The 18,530-nt window shown below is 73.1% G+C and carries 16 protein-coding genes; 5 read left to right on the top strand and 11 right to left on the bottom strand.

The features are described from left to right. Window positions 1-550 precede the first annotated feature (550 nt). Together ACFV4F_RS15355 and ACFV4F_RS15360 are read left to right on the top strand one after the other, a co-directional pair. Window positions 551-2,029, top strand: a complete 1,479-nt coding sequence (locus tag ACFV4F_RS15355; protein ID WP_380502745.1) for an insulinase family protein — start codon at window positions 551-553, stop codon at window positions 2,027-2,029. Window positions 2,030-2,107: 78 nt separating this feature from the next. Further along, window positions 2,108-2,683 carry a hypothetical protein gene (locus ACFV4F_RS15360; RefSeq protein WP_380502748.1) on the top strand — a complete coding sequence of 192 codons (576 nt, stop codon included), beginning with the start codon at window positions 2,108-2,110 and terminating at the stop codon, window positions 2,681-2,683. A gap of 9 nt (window positions 2,684-2,692) precedes the next feature. On the opposite strand, the gene ACFV4F_RS15365 is transcribed toward ACFV4F_RS15360, so the two are convergent. From ACFV4F_RS15365 to ACFV4F_RS15395, 7 genes are all read right to left on the bottom strand, one after another. Then, a complete protein-coding gene (locus tag ACFV4F_RS15365; protein WP_380494912.1) occupies window positions 2,693-3,592 on the bottom strand; it encodes a Gfo/Idh/MocA family protein in 900 nt (299 codons plus the stop codon). 26 nt (window positions 3,593-3,618) lie between these two features. Then, on the bottom strand, window positions 3,619-4,287 hold the full coding sequence (locus tag ACFV4F_RS15370; protein ID WP_380448784.1) for an O-methyltransferase: 669 nt from the start codon (window positions 4,285-4,287) through the stop codon (window positions 3,619-3,621). Window positions 4,288-4,388: 101 nt separating this feature from the next. Then, a complete protein-coding gene (locus ACFV4F_RS15375) occupies window positions 4,389-5,051 on the bottom strand; it encodes a DedA family protein (RefSeq protein WP_380502751.1) in 663 nt (220 codons plus the stop codon). A 163-nt stretch (window positions 5,052-5,214) separates the two neighbouring features. Further along, the gene (locus ACFV4F_RS15380; protein ID WP_380502754.1) at window positions 5,215-6,075 is read right to left on the bottom strand and encodes a class I SAM-dependent methyltransferase; all 861 of its coding nucleotides are present in this window, start codon (window positions 6,073-6,075) and stop codon (window positions 5,215-5,217) included. A 118-nt stretch (window positions 6,076-6,193) separates the two neighbouring features. Further along, entirely contained in the window at window positions 6,194-6,988 is a 795-nt protein-coding gene (locus ACFV4F_RS15385; protein ID WP_380502839.1) for a spermidine synthase, read from the bottom strand. A gap of 53 nt (window positions 6,989-7,041) precedes the next feature. Further along, on the bottom strand, window positions 7,042-8,013 hold the full coding sequence (locus ACFV4F_RS15390) for an alpha/beta hydrolase (RefSeq protein WP_380446938.1): 972 nt from the start codon (window positions 8,011-8,013) through the stop codon (window positions 7,042-7,044). A gap of 118 nt (window positions 8,014-8,131) precedes the next feature. Further along, window positions 8,132-11,002 carry a tetratricopeptide repeat protein gene (locus tag ACFV4F_RS15395; RefSeq protein WP_380502757.1) on the bottom strand — a complete coding sequence of 957 codons (2,871 nt, stop codon included), beginning with the start codon at window positions 11,000-11,002 and terminating at the stop codon, window positions 8,132-8,134. A gap of 321 nt (window positions 11,003-11,323) precedes the next feature. On the opposite strand from ACFV4F_RS15395, the gene ACFV4F_RS15400 reads away from it, so the two are divergent. Beyond that, complete coding sequence (locus ACFV4F_RS15400; protein WP_380502760.1) at window positions 11,324-12,748, top strand: selenium-binding protein SBP56-related protein; 1,425 nt, start codon at window positions 11,324-11,326, stop codon at window positions 12,746-12,748. A gap of 107 nt (window positions 12,749-12,855) precedes the next feature. On the opposite strand, the gene ACFV4F_RS15405 is transcribed toward ACFV4F_RS15400, so the two are convergent. Further along, on the bottom strand, window positions 12,856-13,812 hold the full coding sequence (locus ACFV4F_RS15405; RefSeq protein WP_380502763.1) for a helix-turn-helix transcriptional regulator: 957 nt from the start codon (window positions 13,810-13,812) through the stop codon (window positions 12,856-12,858). A 174-nt stretch (window positions 13,813-13,986) separates the two neighbouring features. Here ACFV4F_RS15405 and ACFV4F_RS15410 point away from each other — a divergent pair, with 174 nt between their 5' ends. Then, window positions 13,987-15,072 carry an NAD(P)-dependent alcohol dehydrogenase gene (locus ACFV4F_RS15410; protein ID WP_380446926.1) on the top strand — a complete coding sequence of 362 codons (1,086 nt, stop codon included), beginning with the start codon at window positions 13,987-13,989 and terminating at the stop codon, window positions 15,070-15,072. Between the two features lie 68 nt (window positions 15,073-15,140). On the opposite strand, the gene ACFV4F_RS15415 is transcribed toward ACFV4F_RS15410, so the two are convergent. From ACFV4F_RS15415 to ACFV4F_RS15425, 3 genes are all read right to left on the bottom strand, one after another. Continuing rightward, window positions 15,141-15,614 carry a DUF6114 domain-containing protein gene (locus ACFV4F_RS15415; RefSeq protein ID WP_380502766.1) on the bottom strand — a complete coding sequence of 158 codons (474 nt, stop codon included), beginning with the start codon at window positions 15,612-15,614 and terminating at the stop codon, window positions 15,141-15,143. A 122-nt stretch (window positions 15,615-15,736) separates the two neighbouring features. Then, on the bottom strand, window positions 15,737-16,387 hold the full coding sequence (locus tag ACFV4F_RS15420) for a DUF6230 family protein (protein WP_380446922.1): 651 nt from the start codon (window positions 16,385-16,387) through the stop codon (window positions 15,737-15,739). Window positions 16,388-16,638: 251 nt separating this feature from the next. After that, window positions 16,639-17,370 (bottom strand): TetR/AcrR family transcriptional regulator, encoded by a 732-nt coding sequence (locus tag ACFV4F_RS15425; RefSeq protein WP_380502769.1) that lies wholly within the window; start codon window positions 17,368-17,370, stop codon window positions 16,639-16,641. 361 nt (window positions 17,371-17,731) lie between these two features. Between ACFV4F_RS15425 and ACFV4F_RS15430 the strand changes: the two genes are divergently transcribed. Further along, a complete protein-coding gene (locus tag ACFV4F_RS15430; RefSeq protein WP_380446918.1) occupies window positions 17,732-18,403 on the top strand; it encodes a Tat pathway signal sequence domain protein in 672 nt (223 codons plus the stop codon). The last annotated feature ends 127 nt before the right edge of the window (window positions 18,404-18,530 follow it).

Here is an 18,530-nt window from a genome sequence, read left to right on the forward strand (position 1 = left end):
CTCCTGGGCGGGTTGCCGGACGACGGCTGGGTCAGGGCGGCGATCCGCGCCGGGGTCCAGTAGTCCAGGACGGCTTGCTGCTGCGCGGCCGTGACCGCCTCCGGATGGACGGCCACCCGGCTCGTGGCGGCCCCGTCCTCCGGCACCGCCCCTGCGGACGGGGCCAGCGCGAGGCCGGCGGCCAACACGACTGCGGTCAGGGCGGCTTGGGTGCACGCTCGGCCGGGGGTCCGGCTGCGGCGAAGGCGATTCCGGCAATCGGTATGTGACATGTGCGGCACTGTAGGGACGGGACATCAGGTTCTCGTCTGGACCGCGTTTCATCCCTTCATCGGTCACATCAGTTTCCTGTGACGACGTTTCATTCTCGTATCGGCGACCGGGGCCGTCCTCGTCCCCGCAAGCCCCGCCGGGCACCGGCCGGACGAGGTCCGGCAGCGGATCGACGTCCTTCGCGAGGAGTCCCACGGTCCGCCGTGGGCCGCATCTCGTGAGCAGGCAAAATGGGGGTCATTACTGGGTAAAGAACTTCACCCCTTATGATCGCCGCGTGAATCACGAGGTCATCGACGGAATACCAGTCCTGTGGGCCCCCGCGCCCGGCCCGCTGGAGGCCGAGCTCATCTTCGGGTGCGGGGCGCGGGACGAGACGCTGCGCACGCTCGGGGTGGTCCACCTCGTGGAGCACCTGGCGATGAGCACGCTGCCGCGGCTCCACCACGACCACAACGCGTCCGTCGACCTCGAACTCACCCGGTTCACGTGTTCCGGGCAGCCCGAGCAGGTCGTGGACTACCTGGGCCGGGTGTGCGCCGCGCTGAGCGAGCTGCCGCTGGACCGCATCGACCGGGAGGCCGGGGTCCTGGAGGCGGAGGACGGCCGGGTCGCCGTCCCCCAGACCTCCGAGCTGCTCTCGCACCGGTACGGCGTCCAGGGCCTCGGGCTCGCCGCCTACCGCGGGCCGGGCGCCGACCGGATCACCGTCGAGGCCGTCCAGGACACGCTGTTCCGGTACTTCCACGCCGGCAACGCCGTCCTCGTCCTCACCGGCCCGCCGCCCGCCGGGCTGCGCCTGCCGCTGCCCGCCGGCGCGCGGCCCGACCGCGCCGGAGCCCGGCCCGCGCTGCTCAGCGGCCGGTCCTGGCGCCAGGAGGACGTCCCCGGGCCCGGCATCGCGCTGCACGGCGCACTGGCGGACGCCGCCCTCATGGCGGCCGTCGCCGTGTTCGCGCAGCGCCTGCGGGACAGCGCCCGGCACGCCTTGGGCCTCACCTACGACGTCGGCGGCAGCCTCGACAACGCCGGCGCGGCCACCGGCGAGCACACCGTGTACCTCGACGCCCGCGAGGGCCAGGAGCAGACCGTCAGCGAGCTGCTCTGGCACGAGGCGCTGCGGCTCGCCCGCGACGGCGTCACCGAGGCCGAACTCGCCGAGGAGCGCGAGGGCATGCGCGAGGTCTGGACCGACCCGCGCAACACGATCGCCGAACTCGGCCACGCCGCCGCCCGGTCGCTGTTCGGCGAGACCTACCGCGACGCGCCCGCGCGCCTCGACGCCCTCGCCGCCGTCACCCCCGACCGGGCCCGGCGCGCGTTCGCGGACGCGCTGCGCACCGCCCTGCTCGTCGTGCCCTGCGGCGTCGAGGTCTCCCCCGTCCTGCCCGACGGCACCCCGGTGCCCCGCCACCGCTGCACCCACCACACCGAACTGCCCGCCGACGGCGAGGTGTTCAAGCCTCCGCTGGCCGACCGGCTGCGCTACTCGGCAGCCCGCAAGACCCGGTTCGTCGTCAACCACGCCGGGGTGTGGGCGCGCGAACCCGACGGCGAGATCCACCACGTGCCGTTCGACGACATCGCGGCCGTCGAGGTGCGCGGTCCGGCCCGGATCGTGTACGGGCACAGCACCTGCTTCGTGCCCGTCGTCCCCGACCTGATCGGCGACATCGGCGCGGCCGCGCGGGCCGTCGACGCCGCCGTCCCGGCACACCTCGTCTACCACGCCTCCGCGCTGCGCAGCGCCGACTGACGGCGCCGACCGACCAGCGCCGACCGACCGGCACCGACTGACCGGCACCGACCCGACCATCACTTCCGAGGATCCACCGTGCCCACGTACGCCGCCATCACCTCCGCCCCCTCCGAACAGGTGCTCACCGCCCTCGCACGAGGCAAGCGCGGCGGCTACCTCTACCGGGGACCGCAGGGCACCGGCCTGCTGTTCGACCCGCCGAAGCCGCGCTTCGGCCGGATCAGCCGCAGCCGCATCATGGACCCGGCCTGGATGCTCGCCGTCGACTCCAAGACGACGGTGTGGCTGCTGGAGGACGCCGAGTGGGGCCTGTGCGTCACCGTCTGCTTCCCCGGCGGCGGGTACGAGAACATGGGCTGGGCCCGCGACTGGACCCCGCCGGCCGACCCGGCCGAGTACGCCGCCCACCGGGCCGACTGGGACTCCTACTGCGGGAAGATCGCGCACAAGGCCGGCCTCGCCGACCCGGCCGCGCTCGCCGCACTGCGCAACGACCCGGCGCCGGACGGCAGTCGGACCTCCGGGGAGGAGCTGATGCGCCGCCTGTGCGAGCTCGTCGGCGCGCCGACCGTGGTGATCGGCCAGTCCCTCGGCCTCCAAGCCGGGCCCGCCGGGCGGGACTTCGTCCGCTTCGAGGCCAAGGGACGGTAGGTGGCCCCGTCAGACCTCGACGGGCGCCGACGACTCCAGCGAGCGCTCGGCGGCCGCGAGGATCTCCACCACGCGCAGCCCGAACTCCGCGCCGCACGCGTGCGGTTCGCCCGTGCGCGCGGAGTCCCGGAGGGCGTCCAGGGCGCGGTGCAGGGCCGCGATCGGGCCCTCGCCGCGCTCCGGCAGGTGGGCCACGCCGTGCTCCCCGCGGATCTCCATGCCCGTGCCGCCGGCCGCGACCGGCGCCGTCAGGCTGAGCGCCAGCGTGCTGGACGCGCCGCCCGCGTGGCGCAGCACCAGGTGGATCGTGTCGAGCGGGCCGGCCACGGCCGTCACCCGCGTCGCGTCGCCGAGCACCGGCAGCAGCACGGACAGCGCGTGCGGGCCGACGTCCCACAGCGCGCCCTTCTCCTGCCGCCACGGCGACGCCGCGTACGGGCTGCCGCTGCCGGGGGCGAACACCGAACCGAGCCAGTCCGAGCGGCCGGTGAACCAGCCGCCCAGCGCGGCCTGTTGCTCGATCCACGGGATCTGGTCGCCGCCGAAGCGGACGGTGAAGAACACGACGGACGCGACGCGGTGCCGCTCGACGGCCCCGGCGACGCGCCGCGCGTCCGGGACGGTCAGCGCGACCGGCTTGTCGAGCAGCAAGTGGCAGCCGGCCTCGGCGGCGCGCACCGCGAGGTCGGCCTGGACGGTCGGCGGCAGCGCGATCGAGACCGCGTCCACCTCGGCGAGCAGCTTGTCGAGGTCCGCGTACCCGGGCACGCCGTGCGCCGCGCCGAGCGCCGTGGCGGCCTCGGGACGGCGGCCCCACACGCCCGCGAACTCCAGTCCGGGGTGGTCGGCGAGGACGGGCGCGTGCACGCGCTCCGCCCAGGGGCCGGTGCCCAGCAGTCCGATCCGCACAGGGTCCTCCAAGGTGTTGCGGTGGTTCAGTTCTGCACGCGCGCCAGCGTGAAGCCGTCGTAGCCCTTGCTGCCGACGGTCTGCACGGACGTCGCGGTGACGCGCGGCTCGGCCGCGATCACGTCGTGCAGCCTACGCGTGGCGACGACGGCGGGGTCGGTGCCGGCCGCGTCCGCGACGGCGCCGCCGCGGACCACGTTGTCGACCACGATCAGCGAGCCCGGCCTGGTCAGCTTGAGCGCCCACGCGAAGTACGCGGGGTTGTTGACCTTGTCGGCGTCGATGAAGACGAGGTCGAAGGGCTCGCCGCCCTCCGCGCCGATCACGGCCAGCGAGTCGAGGGCGCTGCCGAGCCGCACCTCGGCCACCTTGTCCAGCCCGGCGCGGGCGAGGTTCCCGCGGGCGACCTCGGCGTGCTTCGGGTCGATCTCCAGGGTGATCAGCGTGCCGTCGGCCGGCAGGGCGCGCGCCAGCCAGATCGCGCTGTAGCCGCCGAGCGTGCCGACCTCCAGGATCCGCCGGGCCCCGACCGTCAGCGCCAGCAGGTGCAGCAGCTTGCCCTGATTGGGGGCGACGGCGATGTGCGGCAGGCCCGCCGCGTCGGCGGCGGCGGACGCGGCCTCCAGGACGGGGTCGTGGCCGACCAGCGTGTCCGAGAAGTACGCGTCCACGGCGTCCCAGGTCGGCTGCGTCATCGGGGCCTCCAGTGCTCGGTGCGGTGCGGGCGGTGCGGGCTGTGCGTGATCACACGCTACTCCGCACCACCGCCGACGCAGGTGACCCCGCGGCCCGAACGTCAGTCCGCCACCGGCTCCTTGACGCTCTCCGACGCCGCCGCCTCCGCCGCCTCGTGCGCGGCGTGCGCCTTCGCGGCGCGCCGCTTCATGAACCACGCCGAGCCGGCGCCCACGACGACGGCCGCCGCCAGCCCGGCCCACGAGAAGCGCGACAGCCACGGCTCGATGCTCTTGCCGACCTTGTAGACCAGCAGCGTCGTACCGCCGGCCCAGACCACGCCACCGAGCACGTTCGCGATCAGGAACTTCCAGTACGGCATCTTCAGCGCGCCCGCCAGCGGCCCCGCGAAGATGCGCAGCAGCGCGATGAAGCGGCCGAAGAAGACCGCCCACATGCCCCAGCGCTGGAACGACCGCTCGGCGGTGGCCAGGTGGGAGGGCCCGAAGTGCTTGGGGAACCTGCGGCCGAGCTTCTCGAAGAGCGGCTTGCCGCCCTTGCGCCCGATCGAGTAGCCGATCGAGTCGCCGATGATCGCGCCCGCGATCGCCACGCCGGCGATGCCCCACGGGCTCACGACGCCCTTGACGGCCATCAGCGTCGCCGTGACCAGCGCGATCTCGCCGGGCAGCGGGATGCCCAGCGACTCCAGACCGATGATCAAGCCCACGAGGCCGTACACGGCCCCCGGGGGGACGCTCTCGATCCAGGCGTCGATGTGCAAGGCCAGTACCTCCGTGGCAGGTCGGTGCGGGCGCGCCCCTGTGCGGTGCGCCCGTCCCGGCGGTCTTCCGATGGCGGCACGCGGGCCGCTCCCCCTCTGACCAGGCAGCCTAACGTGCCGGCCGGCCGTGTTCTCCCCGCCGATCGCCTGGTCTTACCTGGTCTTACGACGTACGGGCCGCGGCGGAGGTTCCGCTACCTTCGGCCGATTCCCTCTTTTTGGCAAAGCGCAGTGCGACCACGGACGGCCTGCCGTTCACACGGGCCGCGAGGGGCAGCAGCGCCCGGACGATCCCGCGCCCGCCCTCCGGGTACACCTCGCGGACGTCCGTCACCGCCGGGTGGGCGGTGGCGAGCTTCCCGCGCTCGCCCGCGTCCATGCCGAACGGCATGGCCGGCGCCTTGTAGTACTTGTCCCGCAGCTTCCCCCGGACGGCCCGCGCGCTGAACCAGCGCGGCACCGCGTCGAGGACGAAGGTCGCGCCGGGGAAGCGCTCGGCGCAGGCCGCGATCAGCCCGCGGACCTCGGGCGGGCGCAGGTACATCAGCAGGCCCTGGGTGCTGATGAGCACCCCCTGCGCCGGGTCCACCTCGTCCATCCAGCGCGGGTCCGTGGCGGAGCACACGACGATGCGGTGGCGCGCGTCCGGCGGGAGCAGGCGCTCGCGCAGCGCGGCCGTCTCCGGCAGGTCGACGGAGATCCAGCGGGCGCGCCCGTTGTCGACCCGCCAGGCCTGCGTCTCCAGGCCCTCGCCCAGGCAGACGACGGTGCCGCGCGGGTTGCGGGCGAGGAAGTCCGCCACCTCGCGGTCGAAGCACGCCGCCCGCAGCGCCTGGAGCTGCGCGACCGCCGCCCGGCGCCCGAACCGCTCCTCGAACGGGAAGTCGATCCGCCCGACGAGCTCGACCGCCTTCGGGTCGTGCAGGACCGCGTCCGGCCGCCGGGCCTCCACCGCCCGGTGCCACAGCGTCCACAGCGCCGTCTCCGGCACCTCCCCCAAGTCCGGCCGCTCCACGCCGCCCATCGCCCTCTCCCTCCGCCGTCCACCCGAGCACCCGCTCGAACCCGCCGATTCTCACACCCCGGGACGACGGCCGCGCGAGCCGACGCGCGGCCGGGCCCACCGGAAGGGGCCAGCCGCCTCAGCCGACGCTGAAGGCGCCGTCCGGGGGTGGCGGGGAGTCGGTGGCGTCGGCGTCCGTCACCGGGGGCGTGCGGCCGACCAGGGTGGCGAGGTCGGTGCCGTCCGTCAGGCGGGCCGGGAAGATGTCGGCGGCCAGGGCGCGGGAGAGGTCCGCGACCGGGAGCGGGGCGGTCGAGCCGGCCAGCAGGATGTTGCCGTAGCGGCGGCCGCGCAGCACCGGGGCCTCGGCGATCAGGCAGACCTCGGGGAACACCGCTCGCACGGTCGCGGCCTGGGCGCGGGCGAAGGCCAGCGGCGGGCCGTCGGCGAGGTTCGCGGCGTAGCAGCCGCCGGGGCGCAGCGCGGCGGCTGCCAGGCGCAGGAACTCCACCGACGTCAGGTGCGCGGGCGTGCGGGAACCGTGGAAGACGTCGGCGACGACGAGGTCCAGCGATCCGGCGGGTACGGCGGCCAGGGCGGTGCGGGCGTCGCCGACCGTCGCCGTGATGTCGACGCCGGGCCCCTGCCACGGCAGGTGCTCCTCGACCAGGGCGAGCAGGGGGCCGTCCACCTCGACGACGTGCTGCCGCGACCCGGGCCGGGTCGCGGCGACGTACCGGGGCACGGTGAGCGCCCCGCCGCCGAGGTGGAGCACGTCGAGGGGACGCCCGGCGGGGGCGAGCGCGTCGGCGAGGTGGCCGAGGCGGCGGGTGTACTCGAACTCCAGGTGCGTGGGGTCGGCGAGGTCGACGTACGACTGCGGCGTGCCGTCGAGGGTGAGCAGCCAGCCGCCGTCGCGGTCGATGTCCGGCATGAGCTTGGCGAACCCGAGGTCGGTGGGCCGCCCGACCGGCACCGGCTCGTCGGTCACGCGGGCTCCCCGACCGGCACGGCCGGCAGGTAGGCGTCGAGCCAGCGGTCGAGCTCGGCGAAGACCTGCGTGCGAGCGCTCTCGCCGGACAGGACGAGGTCGTGCATGCCGCCCTCGATCCGGACGATGGTGACGTGCCGGCCGAGGTGCGGGCCCTGGGCGGCGATGTCGTCGGCGCGCAGGACGCCGTCGGCGTGGTGCAGGGCGTTGTGCCACTTGGTGGTGGAGATCGACGCCGTGGAGGCCATGAGCAGCACCGGCACGTCGATGCCGAGCCCGCGCCGCACCCGCCGGTGCCCCTGGTGGATGGCCGCGAGCCAGCCGGCGAACAGCGGGAAGCCCTCGGGCCGCTTGAGCCGGAGGTCGAAGTCCCACTCGCCGCGGTGGTCCTTGTGGAGGCTGTGCGTGTAGTGCGGGTTCAGCCCGGAGGGCAGCACCCGCGTCGGCGCGACCCGGGCGATGGCCGAGACGGCCGGGCCGCCGAAGGTCACGGCGGCGGCCGAGGCCGGCATGGACAGGAAGGGGCTGTTCAGGAACAGCCCGTCGATCAGGCCCCGCCCGGAGCGCCGTCCGGCCCACAGCGCCCCGATCAGGCCGCCGGTGGAGTGCCCGTTCAGCAGCACCTGCCGGTGCCCGTCCGCCTCGCGGACGATCCGCACCGCCTCGTCGATCTCCTCGTCGTACTCGACGAGGTCGCGCACGAAGTTCGGCGACTGGTGCGGGCGCAGCGAGCGCCCGTACTTGCGCAGGTCGAGCGCGTAGAAGGAGAACCCGAGCGCGACGAAGTGGTCGGCGAGGTTGGTCTGGAAGAAGTAGTCGTTGTACCCGTGGACGTACAGCACGGCCTTCTCGGACCCCGGCACGAGCCGGCGCACGAGCGTCGCGCAGACCTCGCCCTCGTAGTCGCGCCGCAGCGGCAGCTCGACCGCCTCGTAAGGGGCACCCAGGATGTCTTCCCGAAACTCCATCGCGTCTCGCCGCACCTATCCGCACTCGGGCCCGCCGCAGCAGGTCTCCACCGTTCCCGAGCCCCGACGATACCGGCCGGTAGCCCCGCCCCGCGCGGCGGTGCCCACCCGGCGGGAATCAATCGGCGACCGCGTCCGGGCCGGACCCGTCGTCACCGTCGGCATCGAGCACCTGGCCACAGGTCTCGGCCCGCCGGAGCGCCGTCTCGGCCTCAGCCGTCTCGCCCACCCCGTGCAAGGCATCGCCGAGGCAGTACCAGGCCGCCGCCTCGCCGTCGGCCGAGCCGAGCCGCCGGAACAACACGAGAGCCTCGCGGGCCGCGTCCGCTGCTTCCTGAAAGCCACTCCGAGAACAGAGGGCATCTGCCTGACCGAGCAGTGCCACGGCCTCACCGTCCTCGTCACCGAGGTCCAGGTACAGCCGCCGGGCCCGCTGGAAGGCGTCGGCTGCGGCCTGATGATCACCTCCCTCACCGAAGTCCAGGCCGAGTTTGTCCTGCAGCTTCGCCTCACCGTGGCGATCGCCCAGAGCCCGATGGATTTCGAGGGCCTGTTCGTGAGCGGCAATCGCCGCGCCGACGTGGCCCGCTTCCCGGAGCACGTCGCCGAGGTTGGTCAAGGACCGGCTCTCCGCCGGTCGGTCACCCACCTCCTGCACAGCACGCAGTGCCTCCTGGTGGGCCTGGATCGCCTCGCCCCGACGGCCTGCTTCCTCCAGCACGGCACCGAGGTTGTTCCACACCGCACTCTCACCGTGCCGGTCACCGCGCTCCTGGAACACGGCCAGTGCCGGCCGGAGTACGTCCTCGGCCTCCTCGAACCGGCCCAGTCCGTTCAGGGCCGCGCCGAGATTGCCGCAGGTACGGGCCCAATCGTGGCGGTCTCCTAGTTCCAGATGTATGGCCAGGGCCTTCTCGTGCGCATCCACCGCCTCTTCGAACCTCCGGACGGCCCCCAGGGCGAGCCCGAGGTTCCCCCACGACAGGGCTTCACCATGACGGTCTCCGAGTTCGCGGAACCCGATGCACGTCTTCTGGTGGATTGCGATCGCCTCCTCGAATCGGCCGGTCATCTGGAAGACCGCCCCGATCTCCTCCAACGCCGTCGCCTCGAGGTGGGGGTCCCCGAGATCTCTGGCGAGTCGGGCGGAATGCCGACCGGCCTCGACGGCCTCGTCGAAGCGACGAGTTTCCCCCATGGCCATGGCGAGGTTCGACCACACCGTCGCTTCCCCGTCCACGTCACCCAGTTCGCGATGGATGTCGCGGGCGCACTCGAGGATCTCGATGGCCTCGTCGAACCGCCGCATGTCCTGCAGGGTGGCCGCGATGTTGTTCAGGGTCCCGCCCTCACGACGGCGGTGGCCCAGCTCCCGATCGATGGCGAGGGCGTGCTGGTGGGCCGCGAGCGCCTCGTCGAAGCGCCGGACTTTGCGCAGCGAGTTGGCGAGGTTGCCCTGCGCGCTGGACTCGCCCCTGCGGTTGCCGCACTGACGGAAGAGCTCGCCGGACCGTCCGAAGGCCTCTGCGGCTTCGTCGAAGCGACGGGCCTCGTGCAGCGCCAGACCGAAGTTGTTCCAGGCGGCAGCCTCGTCCGACGTGCTGTCGAGGGCACGAGCCGCATCCAGGGCCGCACGGGTGACCGTCAGACCGTCGTCCGTCCGGAACCTCCTGATCAGGTAGGAGCCCAGCGCCGGGGCCAGCTCCGTGACGAGCTCAGGATGATTCGTCGCCACCGCTGCCTGCACCGTCCCGACGAGGTTGGGACGTTCACGATCCATCCACGTGAGCGCATGCGAACGGTCGTGGAACACGCCGAGTTCAGGAGGACTGTCGGGCAGTGCCGTCACGGAGTCGTTGGCCGCACCCGCAGCGGCGACGTAGAACTCCAACAGGCGTCGCCGGGCTTGCCGACTCGGCTCCGGATGCATCCGGGCCCGTTCGGCGGCGAACACGCGAACGAGGTCGTGCAGGTACCACCTGCCCCCCTCGGGGGTCTGTGAGACGAGGGCGGTACGGGCGAGTTGGGCGAGCATGGTCCTGGTCTCACGAAGCGTCCGGCCCGCCAGGACCGCGGCCGCCACGGTGGAGATCTCGGGGCCGGGATTGAGCGCGAGCAGGCGGAACAGCTCGGCCTGCGAAACGGAGAGGCGCCGATGGGAACTGTCCAGAGTCAGCCGGATCCCGGTTTCCCCGTCCTGCAACAGGTCCAGCCGGCCGGCCGAGTCCATCAAGTCATCCGCCAGTTGGCCGAGTTGCAGGTGCTGATCGACGATGAGCTGCGCGGCCGCAAGTCGCAGCGCCAAAGGCAGGTACCCACACAACTCCGCGACGAGCAGGGCACCATCGGGATCCGCAGCCACCCGGTCGTCATGCGGCCAGGCCGCTCTCACCTCCGACGCCATGAGATCCCGGGCCGCTTCGGGATCCAGCAGGCCGAGTCGAAGCACACGAGCGCCCAGCCCCGGGAGGATCTCCCGAGAGGTCACCAGCAGACGATGGCGAGCCGAAGCAGGCCGAAGAGGGATGACCTGCCGGGCGCTGGACACGTTGTCGGCGATGACGAGAACACCCGACTCGCTCCGGTCGAGTTCCGCCCGCAAGAACGCGGCACGCGCTTCGGTGTCGGGCGGGATGTTCTCCGCGGGGACGCCGAGCGTCCGCAGCAGAGTGTCCAGTGCCTGTCCGGCCTCCATCCGGGTGTCGTCGTAGCCGCGCATGTCCACGAAGAGCACTCCGCGGAACCAGCCCCGGTCCATGGCCGCACGGCCGGCCGCGATGGCGGCGGTCGTCTTGCCGATCCCGCCCAGCCCCGTGAGCATCAGCCCGGCGAAATCGCCGCCCGAGACCCCGTCGGGGGCCAGCGAAGCGAGGATGTCGTCGACGTCCCGGTCGCGGCCGGTGAACGCAACGGGCAGTGGCGGGAGCGGCGGCAGCGGCGATGCGGAAGTGCGGAGGACGCTTCCGGCTCTGTGGTCGTGGACGGTCACATGGGCGGTCCCCGCCTGGATCGTATGCCCGTGGAACGTCCCGCCGATGACCGCGTTCGATACCTTCGCACTCTTCGACCGCCTCTTGTCCGACTTGCGGCTCGACCCCACGCCACCCCACCCACTCGGATACAGGCCCGGTGCCCTGCACGGGCCTTGCCCCTCGCGGCGGGCCTTCCCCAGCGTACTGGCCGCGGGTGGGCGGGCGGCGCACCACCGGACCGCTCCCCGTGCGCCTGTGGTGCGCCGGTGGGGGTGTGGAACGCTACCCGGACGCGCGTCACTTCCCGTGACCGGCAGGCGAGTTGAGGGGGTCCGTAGATGGTGCAGCAGGACGAGGGTTCGACGGCCGGGCACACCGATCCGTCGTTGTACCGGTCGGCCGCGGAGGCGATGGCCGCGCCGGCCGAGACGCTGGCGTACGTCGCCGGGTTCGACCGGGCGGGGCGGCGGCCGGACGCGCTGCTGACGGTGGACGTCGACCCGGCGTCGGCGAGCTACGGGCGGGTGCTGAACTTCGCCGAACTGCCGACCCTCGGCGATGAGTTGCACCACTTCGGGTGGAACGCCTGCTCCAGCGCGCTCGCGCACGCCTGCCACGAGAACCCGGAGCGGCGCTACCTGCTGCTGCCCGGGCTGCGGTCGTCGCGGGTGCACGTGATGGACACCCGGCCCGATCCGGTGCGGCCGCGGCTGGTAAAGACGGTGGAGGCGCAGGAGCTGGCGGCCAGAGCCGGGTACTCGCGGCCGCACACGCTGCACTGCGGGCCGGGCGGGGTGTTCCTGTCCTGCCTCGGCGCCGGGGACGGGACGGACGGACCGGGCGGGGTGGCGCTGCTCGACCACACCACCTTCGACGTGCTGCGCCCGTGGGAGACCGAGCGCGGGCCGCAGCACCTCGCGTACGACGTGTGGTGGCACCTCGGGACGAACGTCGGCATCACCAGCGAGTGGGGCACGCCGCGGATGGTCGAGGACGGGGTGGTGCCCGAGCTGCTGCGCGGGCGCAAGTACGGGCACGCCCTGCACTTCTGGGAGCTGGACTCGGGCCGCCACCTCCAGCGCGTCGACCTCGGCGACCAGTACCAGATGGTCCTGGAGCTGCGCCCGGCCCACGACCCGCAGGCGGAGTGGGGCTTCGCGGGCGTCGTGGCGAACGTCGAGGACCTCTCGTCCTCCGTCTGGCTCTGGTACCGGGACGGGCCGGCGTTCACCGCGCGCAAGGTGATCGACATCCCGGCCGAGCCGGCCAAGACCGAGGACCTGCCGCCCGCGCTCCAGCCGTTCGGCGCGGTGCCGCCGCTGGTCACCGACATCAACCTGTCGGTGGACGACCGCTGGCTGTACGTGTCGGCGTGGGGCACCGGCGAGATCTTCCAGTTCGACGTGTCGGACCCGTTCCACCCCCGGAGGACCGCCTCGGTGCGCCTAGGCGGGGTCACCGCCCGCACGCCGCACCCGGCCGAGCCGCTGCGGCCGCTGAGCGGGGCGCCGCAGATGGTCGAGATCAGCCGGGACGGGCGGCGGCTCTACCTCACGAACTCGCTGTACGGCGCGTGGGACGACCAGTTCTACCCGGACGGCATCGAGCCGTGGATCGTCAAGCTGGACGCGGACACCGAGGCGGGCGGGCTCACCGTGGACGAGCGGTTCTTCCCGCACGGCGCGGAGTTCCGCGGGCTGCGGGTGCACCAGACGCACCTCGCGGGCGGCGACGCCTCGTCGGACTCGTACTGCTACCGGTAGCCGCTCCAGCGGTGGCCGCCGCCCGGGGCCGGGAGGAGGTCACGGCCGCCGCCGGCCGGCGTCCGGTCCGATGGCCCCGGGGGCACCCGGGACCATCGGACCGGACGTCAGCCCTTGGGTTCCGACGTGCGGCTCTCGGCGACCGGCCGGGGCTCCCCCTCGGCCTTCGCCGCGAGATCCGTGGCCGCGAGCTCCTTCGCCGTGAGCTCCTTCGCTGCAAGCTCCGTCGCCGCCCAACTCGCCAGCAGCCGCAGGGATTCGGCCGACGCGGAGCCGGGCTCGGCGTGGTAGGTGACGAGGACCTGGTCGGAGTCGTCGCCGGCCGGGCGCAGCGTCTCGTACTGGAGGCTGAGCCGGCCGACCACCGGGTGGTGCAGTTCCTTGGTGCCGTGGCCCTTGTCCTGCACCCGGTACGCGGCCCACATGCGGCGGAACTCCTCGCTCTTGAGGGAGAGTTCGCCGATCAGGGAGGCCAGGCGCGGGTCGTCCGGGTCGCGCCCGGCGTCCAGGCGCAGGATGCCGACGACGTCGCTCGCCTTGCCCTCCCAGTTCAGGTACAGCTCGCGGGCGGCCGGATCGAGGAAGACGTGCCAGGCCATGTTGCGCTGCTCCGGCGGCATGGCGCCGAAGTCGCCGAGCAGGGCGGTGCCGAGCCGGTTCCAGGCGACGATGTCGAGCCGCCGCCCGAGGACGTACGCGGGCACGCCCTCCATCGCGTCGAGCAGCTGCTGCAGCGCGGGCCTGACCTGCTGGATCCGGGCGGCGGCGCGGCCGGGGCGGCGGCGGGCGGGCTTGGTGAGCCGGCCGAGGTGCTCGCGCTCGGCCGGGCCGAGCCGCAGCGCACGGGCGATGGCGTCCAGGACGGCGGAGGAGACGCTCTCGCCGTGGCCCTGCTCCAGCCGCGTGTAGTACGCGGTGCTGACCCCGGCCAGCTGGGCCAGCTCCTCGCGGCGCAGCCCCGGCACCCGGCGACGGGTGCCGAGGTCGGGCAGGCCCACGTCCTCGGGCCGCAGCCGGGCGCGGCGGGATCGGAGGAACTCGCTGAGTTCGGTGCGCTGGTCCATGTCTGCAGTATGCGGGCGGGCAGCCGCTCCCGGGGGCGGGCGAGGGTGATACTGCCGTGCGTAGGTTGCGCGCTGCTACGTTCCGCTTCCCTACGTCGGGTTTGCGTACGTCGGGGTTGCGTACGTTGATCGTTGGTCTGGTTGGCCCGTACGGTCCGGCGCAGCCTTGAGGACATGACGAACACGGGCATCACGAACGACACGGCTCAGGCTCCCACCCGCACCGCCGCCGCCTACGCGGCGCTCACCGCGAACTCCCCGCTCCGGAAGACCACCGTCGAGCGCCGGGCGGTCGGCGAGCACGACATCGTGATCGACGTCCGGTTCTCCGGCATCTGCCACTCCGACATCCACCAGGTCGGCGAGGACTGGGGCACCGGCATCTTCCCGATGGTGCCGGGCCACGAGATCGCCGGCGTCGTGAGCGAGACCGGCCCCGGCGTCACGAAGTGGAAGGTCGGCGACCGCGTCGGCGTCGGCTGCTTCGTCGACTCCTGCCGCGAGTGCGACAACTGCACGTCCGGCCTGCAGCAGTACTGCACCGGCGGCGGCATGACCCCCACCTACAACGGCGTCGGCCGCGACGGCCGGCCCACGTACGGCGGGTACTCGACGGAGCTGGTCGTCGACGAGGGGTACGCGCTGCGCATCCCCGACAACCTGCCGCTCGACGCCGCGGCGCCGCTGCTGTGCGCGGGCATCACGCTGTACTCGCCGCTCACCCACTGGGGCGCGGGCCCGGGCAAGAAGGTCGCGATCGTCGGCCTCGGCGGGCTCGGCCACATGGGTGTCAAGATCGCCCACGCCCTGGGCGCGGACGTCACGGTGCTCAGCCAGTCGCTCCGCAAGCGCGAGGACGGCGTGAAGCTCGGGGCCGACGACTACCGGGCCACCTCCGACCCGGCCACCTTCACCGAGCTGGCGGGCCGCTTCGACCTGATCGTCAACACCGTCTCGGCCGACCTCGACCTCAGCGCCTACCTCGGACTGCTGCGCGTCGACGGCACCATGGTCCAGGTCGGCGCGCCGGAGAAGCCCGTCACGGTGAACGCGCACGCGCTGCTCACCGGCCGCCGCTCGCTGGCCGGCTCCATGATCGGCGGGCTGCCGGAGACCCAGGAGATGCTGGACTTCTGCGGCGAGCACGGCATCACCGCCGAGATCGAGCTGATCAGCGCCGACCGGATCAACGAGGCCTACGAGCGGGTACTGGCGAGCGACGTCCGCTACCGCTTCGTGATCGACGCCTCGACCATCTGAGCCCGGCCCGGCCACGGAGCGCGACGCCCCGTCCTCGGTGCTCTCCCGACACCGAGGACGGGGCGCTGTCACGCCCCGGCCGGACCGGCCGCCTCGCCGCTGCCCGCCGCCCGCCGCTGCGCCCTGCGCCGCTCGCGCCGGGCCCGGCCGCGCCGCAGCGGCTGGTCGGGCACCCACCCGAAGGTGACGCAGGCGCCGATCACGCCGAGCAGCATCCCGAAGAGGAAGCCGCCCATGTTGGACGTCAGCCAGCTGCCCAGCGACGCGAGCACGGCCATGAACGAGTAGAACAGCCGCTGCGCCGGGTTGAAGACGATCAGCACGCCGCAGAGCACCATCACCGCCGGCACGAGGTAGCCGGCGATCCCCTGCATCCCCATGTGCAGGACGACCGGCAGCGGCGCCCGCAGGGTGAAGAGGATCTCGGCGCCCCCGAGCGTCACCAGCAGGCCGCCCCAGAAGGGTCGCTGTCCCCGCCAGTCGCGCCTGACCGGCCGGGCGGGCGCGACGGCTGCCGCGACGCCGGCGGTCGGTGCGGGCACGGGGACCGGCGCAGGGACCGGCGCAGGGCCGGACCCGGCCGCGCTTGCCGCGGCGGGAGCGGGAGCCGTCCCCTCGGCTCCGCCCCCTCCGCCACGGGCGCTCGGCGGTGTGGGCTCCGTCATCAGCAGCCCTTCGAGCTGAAGCTCAGCTTCAGGTGCGGCAGCTTGAAGCTGGCCGCGGTGCTGGCGTAGTTGTGCTGGTTCACGTTCACCATGTCGATGGTGTCGGCCTGCTGGCCGAAGACGCCCGGCTTGCCCTGAACCCCGGCCTTGGTGTACTCGCTGGCGTCGCCGCCGATCTCGATGTTGGAGAACGAGGCGTCGCCGGACATCATGTCGGAGTCGCTGGTGAGGTTCTGAGCGGTGACCGGGGTTCCGGCGTCACCGGCGTGGATCACCAGGTTGATGCCGCCGAGGTCGACGCTCTGGCACAGGTTGGTGATCTGGGCCGTCTTGATCGCCGTCACCGCGACCAGCACCTGCCCGCCGGTGTGCCCCTGGTTCGGGCTGTTCTTGATCATGTGGTCGAGGCTCCCGAACTGCTCGAAGCCGTCGCCGTGGAGCGAGGTCGCGGTGATCGTGAACGGCATGCCGGAGATCGAGAACTGCGTGGCGAGCACGCCCTGCGCGGTGAGCGTCATCAGGACGCCGCCCGCGACGACGGCCGGGACGGCCATCAGGGCGGTCCGCTTGAGCCGGACGCGTCCTCTTCCGGGCCCGGCCGGGGTGTCGGGTGCCTCCGCCCCGGCGGCGGCTTCCTCGGACATGGCCATGTGCGCTCCCTGGAGTGGGTGGATTGGGCAGTCACTGGCACGTTGTCCTGGCGCGGACAGCGTTCCGCGGCCGGCCGGTCGGCCGCCCCTCGGCAGCGGGGCGGAACCGGTCGGACCGCGATTGGAGCAACCGTGAAGCTACTGCCCGGTATTCGCCCGGTCAATAGAAGTGCACGAAGGGATCTTCACCAAACGATCCAGCCCATGAAACACTTTGACCAAACGTCAAATGATCCGTCCCGTAACGGAATTCATGATTCCGCGGCCGAACCGTCGGACTCCCGGCCGATACCGAGCCGCCGCGCCGCCTCGGCCGGACCGAGGAACGGGGCGAGACAGAACAGGCTCAACGCCGGGAGGAGCTGCGGCAGTTCGGCCGTCCGCCCGGAGTTCACCCGCCGGTAGACCGCGCTGTAGACGCCACCCACCACCGCGTCCACCAGGGGCTCCACCGCCACGTCGCACGGGAGTTGGGGCACCTCGGCGAAGAACGCCCGGAACCGCTTGAGCAGCTGCTCGCGCTCCCGGCGACCGGCCGGGCCGACCGCCTCGATCTCGATCACCGCCATGGTCGCGAACGCCGGCACTCCGGCCAGCAGTTGGAGCATCGCGCCCAGGGCCTGCCGGATCCCGGCGCACCAGTCCGGCTCGGCCGCGAAGGCCGCCGCCATCCGCCGGATCACCACGCCGGTGCCGAACCGGTGGGCGGCGAGGAAAGCGTCCTCCTTGCCGCTGAACAGCTCGTAGAACACCGGTCTGGTCACGCCCGCCGCCCGGCAGATGTCGCTCACCGTCGCGTGCTGGTAGCCGTGCTCGGCGACGGTGTGGACCAGCCCGTCCAGCAGCCGCTCGCGCTGGGTCGCGGCGACCACCGCCGGGGGCAGCCGGCTCGGGCCGCGCTTGATCGAACGGGCCGGGTCACGGCCGGTGCGCGCCCCCGGCAGCAGGATCACGTCGGCCCCCCGGACGGTATTCCGCTCCATCACCAACTCCTGTGTCCCGTCTTGACATTGATGCAACACCGGGTTTACAACACTGGCAGGTTTCCAACCGGTGGGCGAACGACCGCCGGAGAACCCGCCAGGGCCCGCCGGCGCCGACTGCGCCACCCGGGCCCGGGAGCACGGCGGACGCACGCACGGCGGTGGCAGCCGCCGGCCTGCACCCCACTGCACCGCGCACCTCCGCACCCCTTCCGCCGCACGGCGGGCCCGTGGCGCCGGGCCCGCCCCGGCGCGGCCCGCTGGGAGCCGCACCGCCGTGCCCCCGCACCTCCCCCGCCGTGCACGCCACCACACCCGCACGCGGGCACCCCCACCCGACTCCGTACGGAGAGGCACCTTCATGCGCATCCGCCGCACCCTCGGGGCTGCCGCCCTCGCCGCCCTCGCCCTCGCCGCCACCGCCGTCGCCCCCGCCCAGGCCGACGCCGCCGCGGTCCTCACCACCGGCAGCCTGGGCGGCCCGGCCGCCTCGGTGGGCGACGTCCTCAATGCCAGTCTCACCTCCGGCACCACCGCCAACTTCTACGACAGCGCCACCAGCACCAACGGCATCAGCTGCACCAGCTCCTCCTTCTCCGCGACCGTCAGCGCCAACCCGGCCGCGCCCGGCAACGCCGTCGAGTCCCTCAACACCCAGACCTTCGACGGCTGCAGCTCCAGCGTCCTCGGCGTCACGGGCGTGCAGAGCATCAGCGTCGACAACCTCGCCTACACCAACACCGTCGGCGACGGCACCGGCAGCCCGGTCACCCTCTCCCCGGGCGCGGCCGGCCCGATGCAGACCACGGTGGTGCTCAACACCATCCTCGGCAGCGTCACCTGCGTCTACCAGCAGGCGACCAGCATCTCCGGCACCACGTCCAACAGCGACAACAGCATCTCCTTCGCCGCCCAGCCCTTCAACCTCACCTCCGGCTCCGGCCTGTGCTTCCAGACCGGCTACTTCACCGCCGCCTACGGCCCGGTCACCGACACCTCCGTGGCGGGCAGCCCGCTGATCTACGTCAACTGACCCGGAACGCGAACGAAGCGGGGGGGGGGGGCCCCCGGCGGGGGGCGGCCCCCGCCCCCGGGGGGGGGGGGGGGGGTTAGAAAAAAAAAGCCCCCCCCAGACACCGAAAGTGAGTGTGGGGGTGGGG

The organism is Kitasatospora sp. NPDC059722 (assembly GCF_042733235.1).
Lineage (GTDB): Bacteria > Actinomycetota > Actinomycetes > Streptomycetales > Streptomycetaceae > Kitasatospora.

Bases quoted from the DNA above. Each gene is read 5' to 3' on its own strand.
- ACFV4F_RS15400 (WP_380502760.1), top strand. From the start codon at position 11,324: ATGGTGCAGCAGGACGAGGGTTCGACGGCCGGGCACACCGATCCGTCG.
- ACFV4F_RS15430 (WP_380446918.1), top strand. From the start codon at position 17,732: ATGCGCATCCGCCGCACCCTCGGGGCTGCCGCCCTCGCCGCCCTCGCC.
- ACFV4F_RS15420 (WP_380446922.1), bottom strand. From the start codon at position 16,387: ATGGCCATGTCCGAGGAAGCCGCCGCCGGGGCGGAGGCACCCGACACC.
- ACFV4F_RS15370 (WP_380448784.1), bottom strand. From the start codon at position 4,287: ATGACGCAGCCGACCTGGGACGCCGTGGACGCGTACTTCTCGGACACG.
- ACFV4F_RS15405 (WP_380502763.1), bottom strand. From the start codon at position 13,812: ATGGACCAGCGCACCGAACTCAGCGAGTTCCTCCGATCCCGCCGCGCC.
- ACFV4F_RS15390 (WP_380446938.1), bottom strand. From the start codon at position 8,013: ATGGAGTTTCGGGAAGACATCCTGGGTGCCCCTTACGAGGCGGTCGAG.
- ACFV4F_RS15425 (WP_380502769.1), bottom strand. From the start codon at position 17,370: ATGGAGCGGAATACCGTCCGGGGGGCCGACGTGATCCTGCTGCCGGGG.
- ACFV4F_RS15385 (WP_380502839.1), bottom strand. From the start codon at position 6,988: ATGCCGGACATCGACCGCGACGGCGGCTGGCTGCTCACCCTCGACGGC.
- ACFV4F_RS15410 (WP_380446926.1), top strand. From the start codon at position 13,987: ATGACGAACACGGGCATCACGAACGACACGGCTCAGGCTCCCACCCGC.
- ACFV4F_RS15380 (WP_380502754.1), bottom strand. From the start codon at position 6,075: ATGGGCGGCGTGGAGCGGCCGGACTTGGGGGAGGTGCCGGAGACGGCG.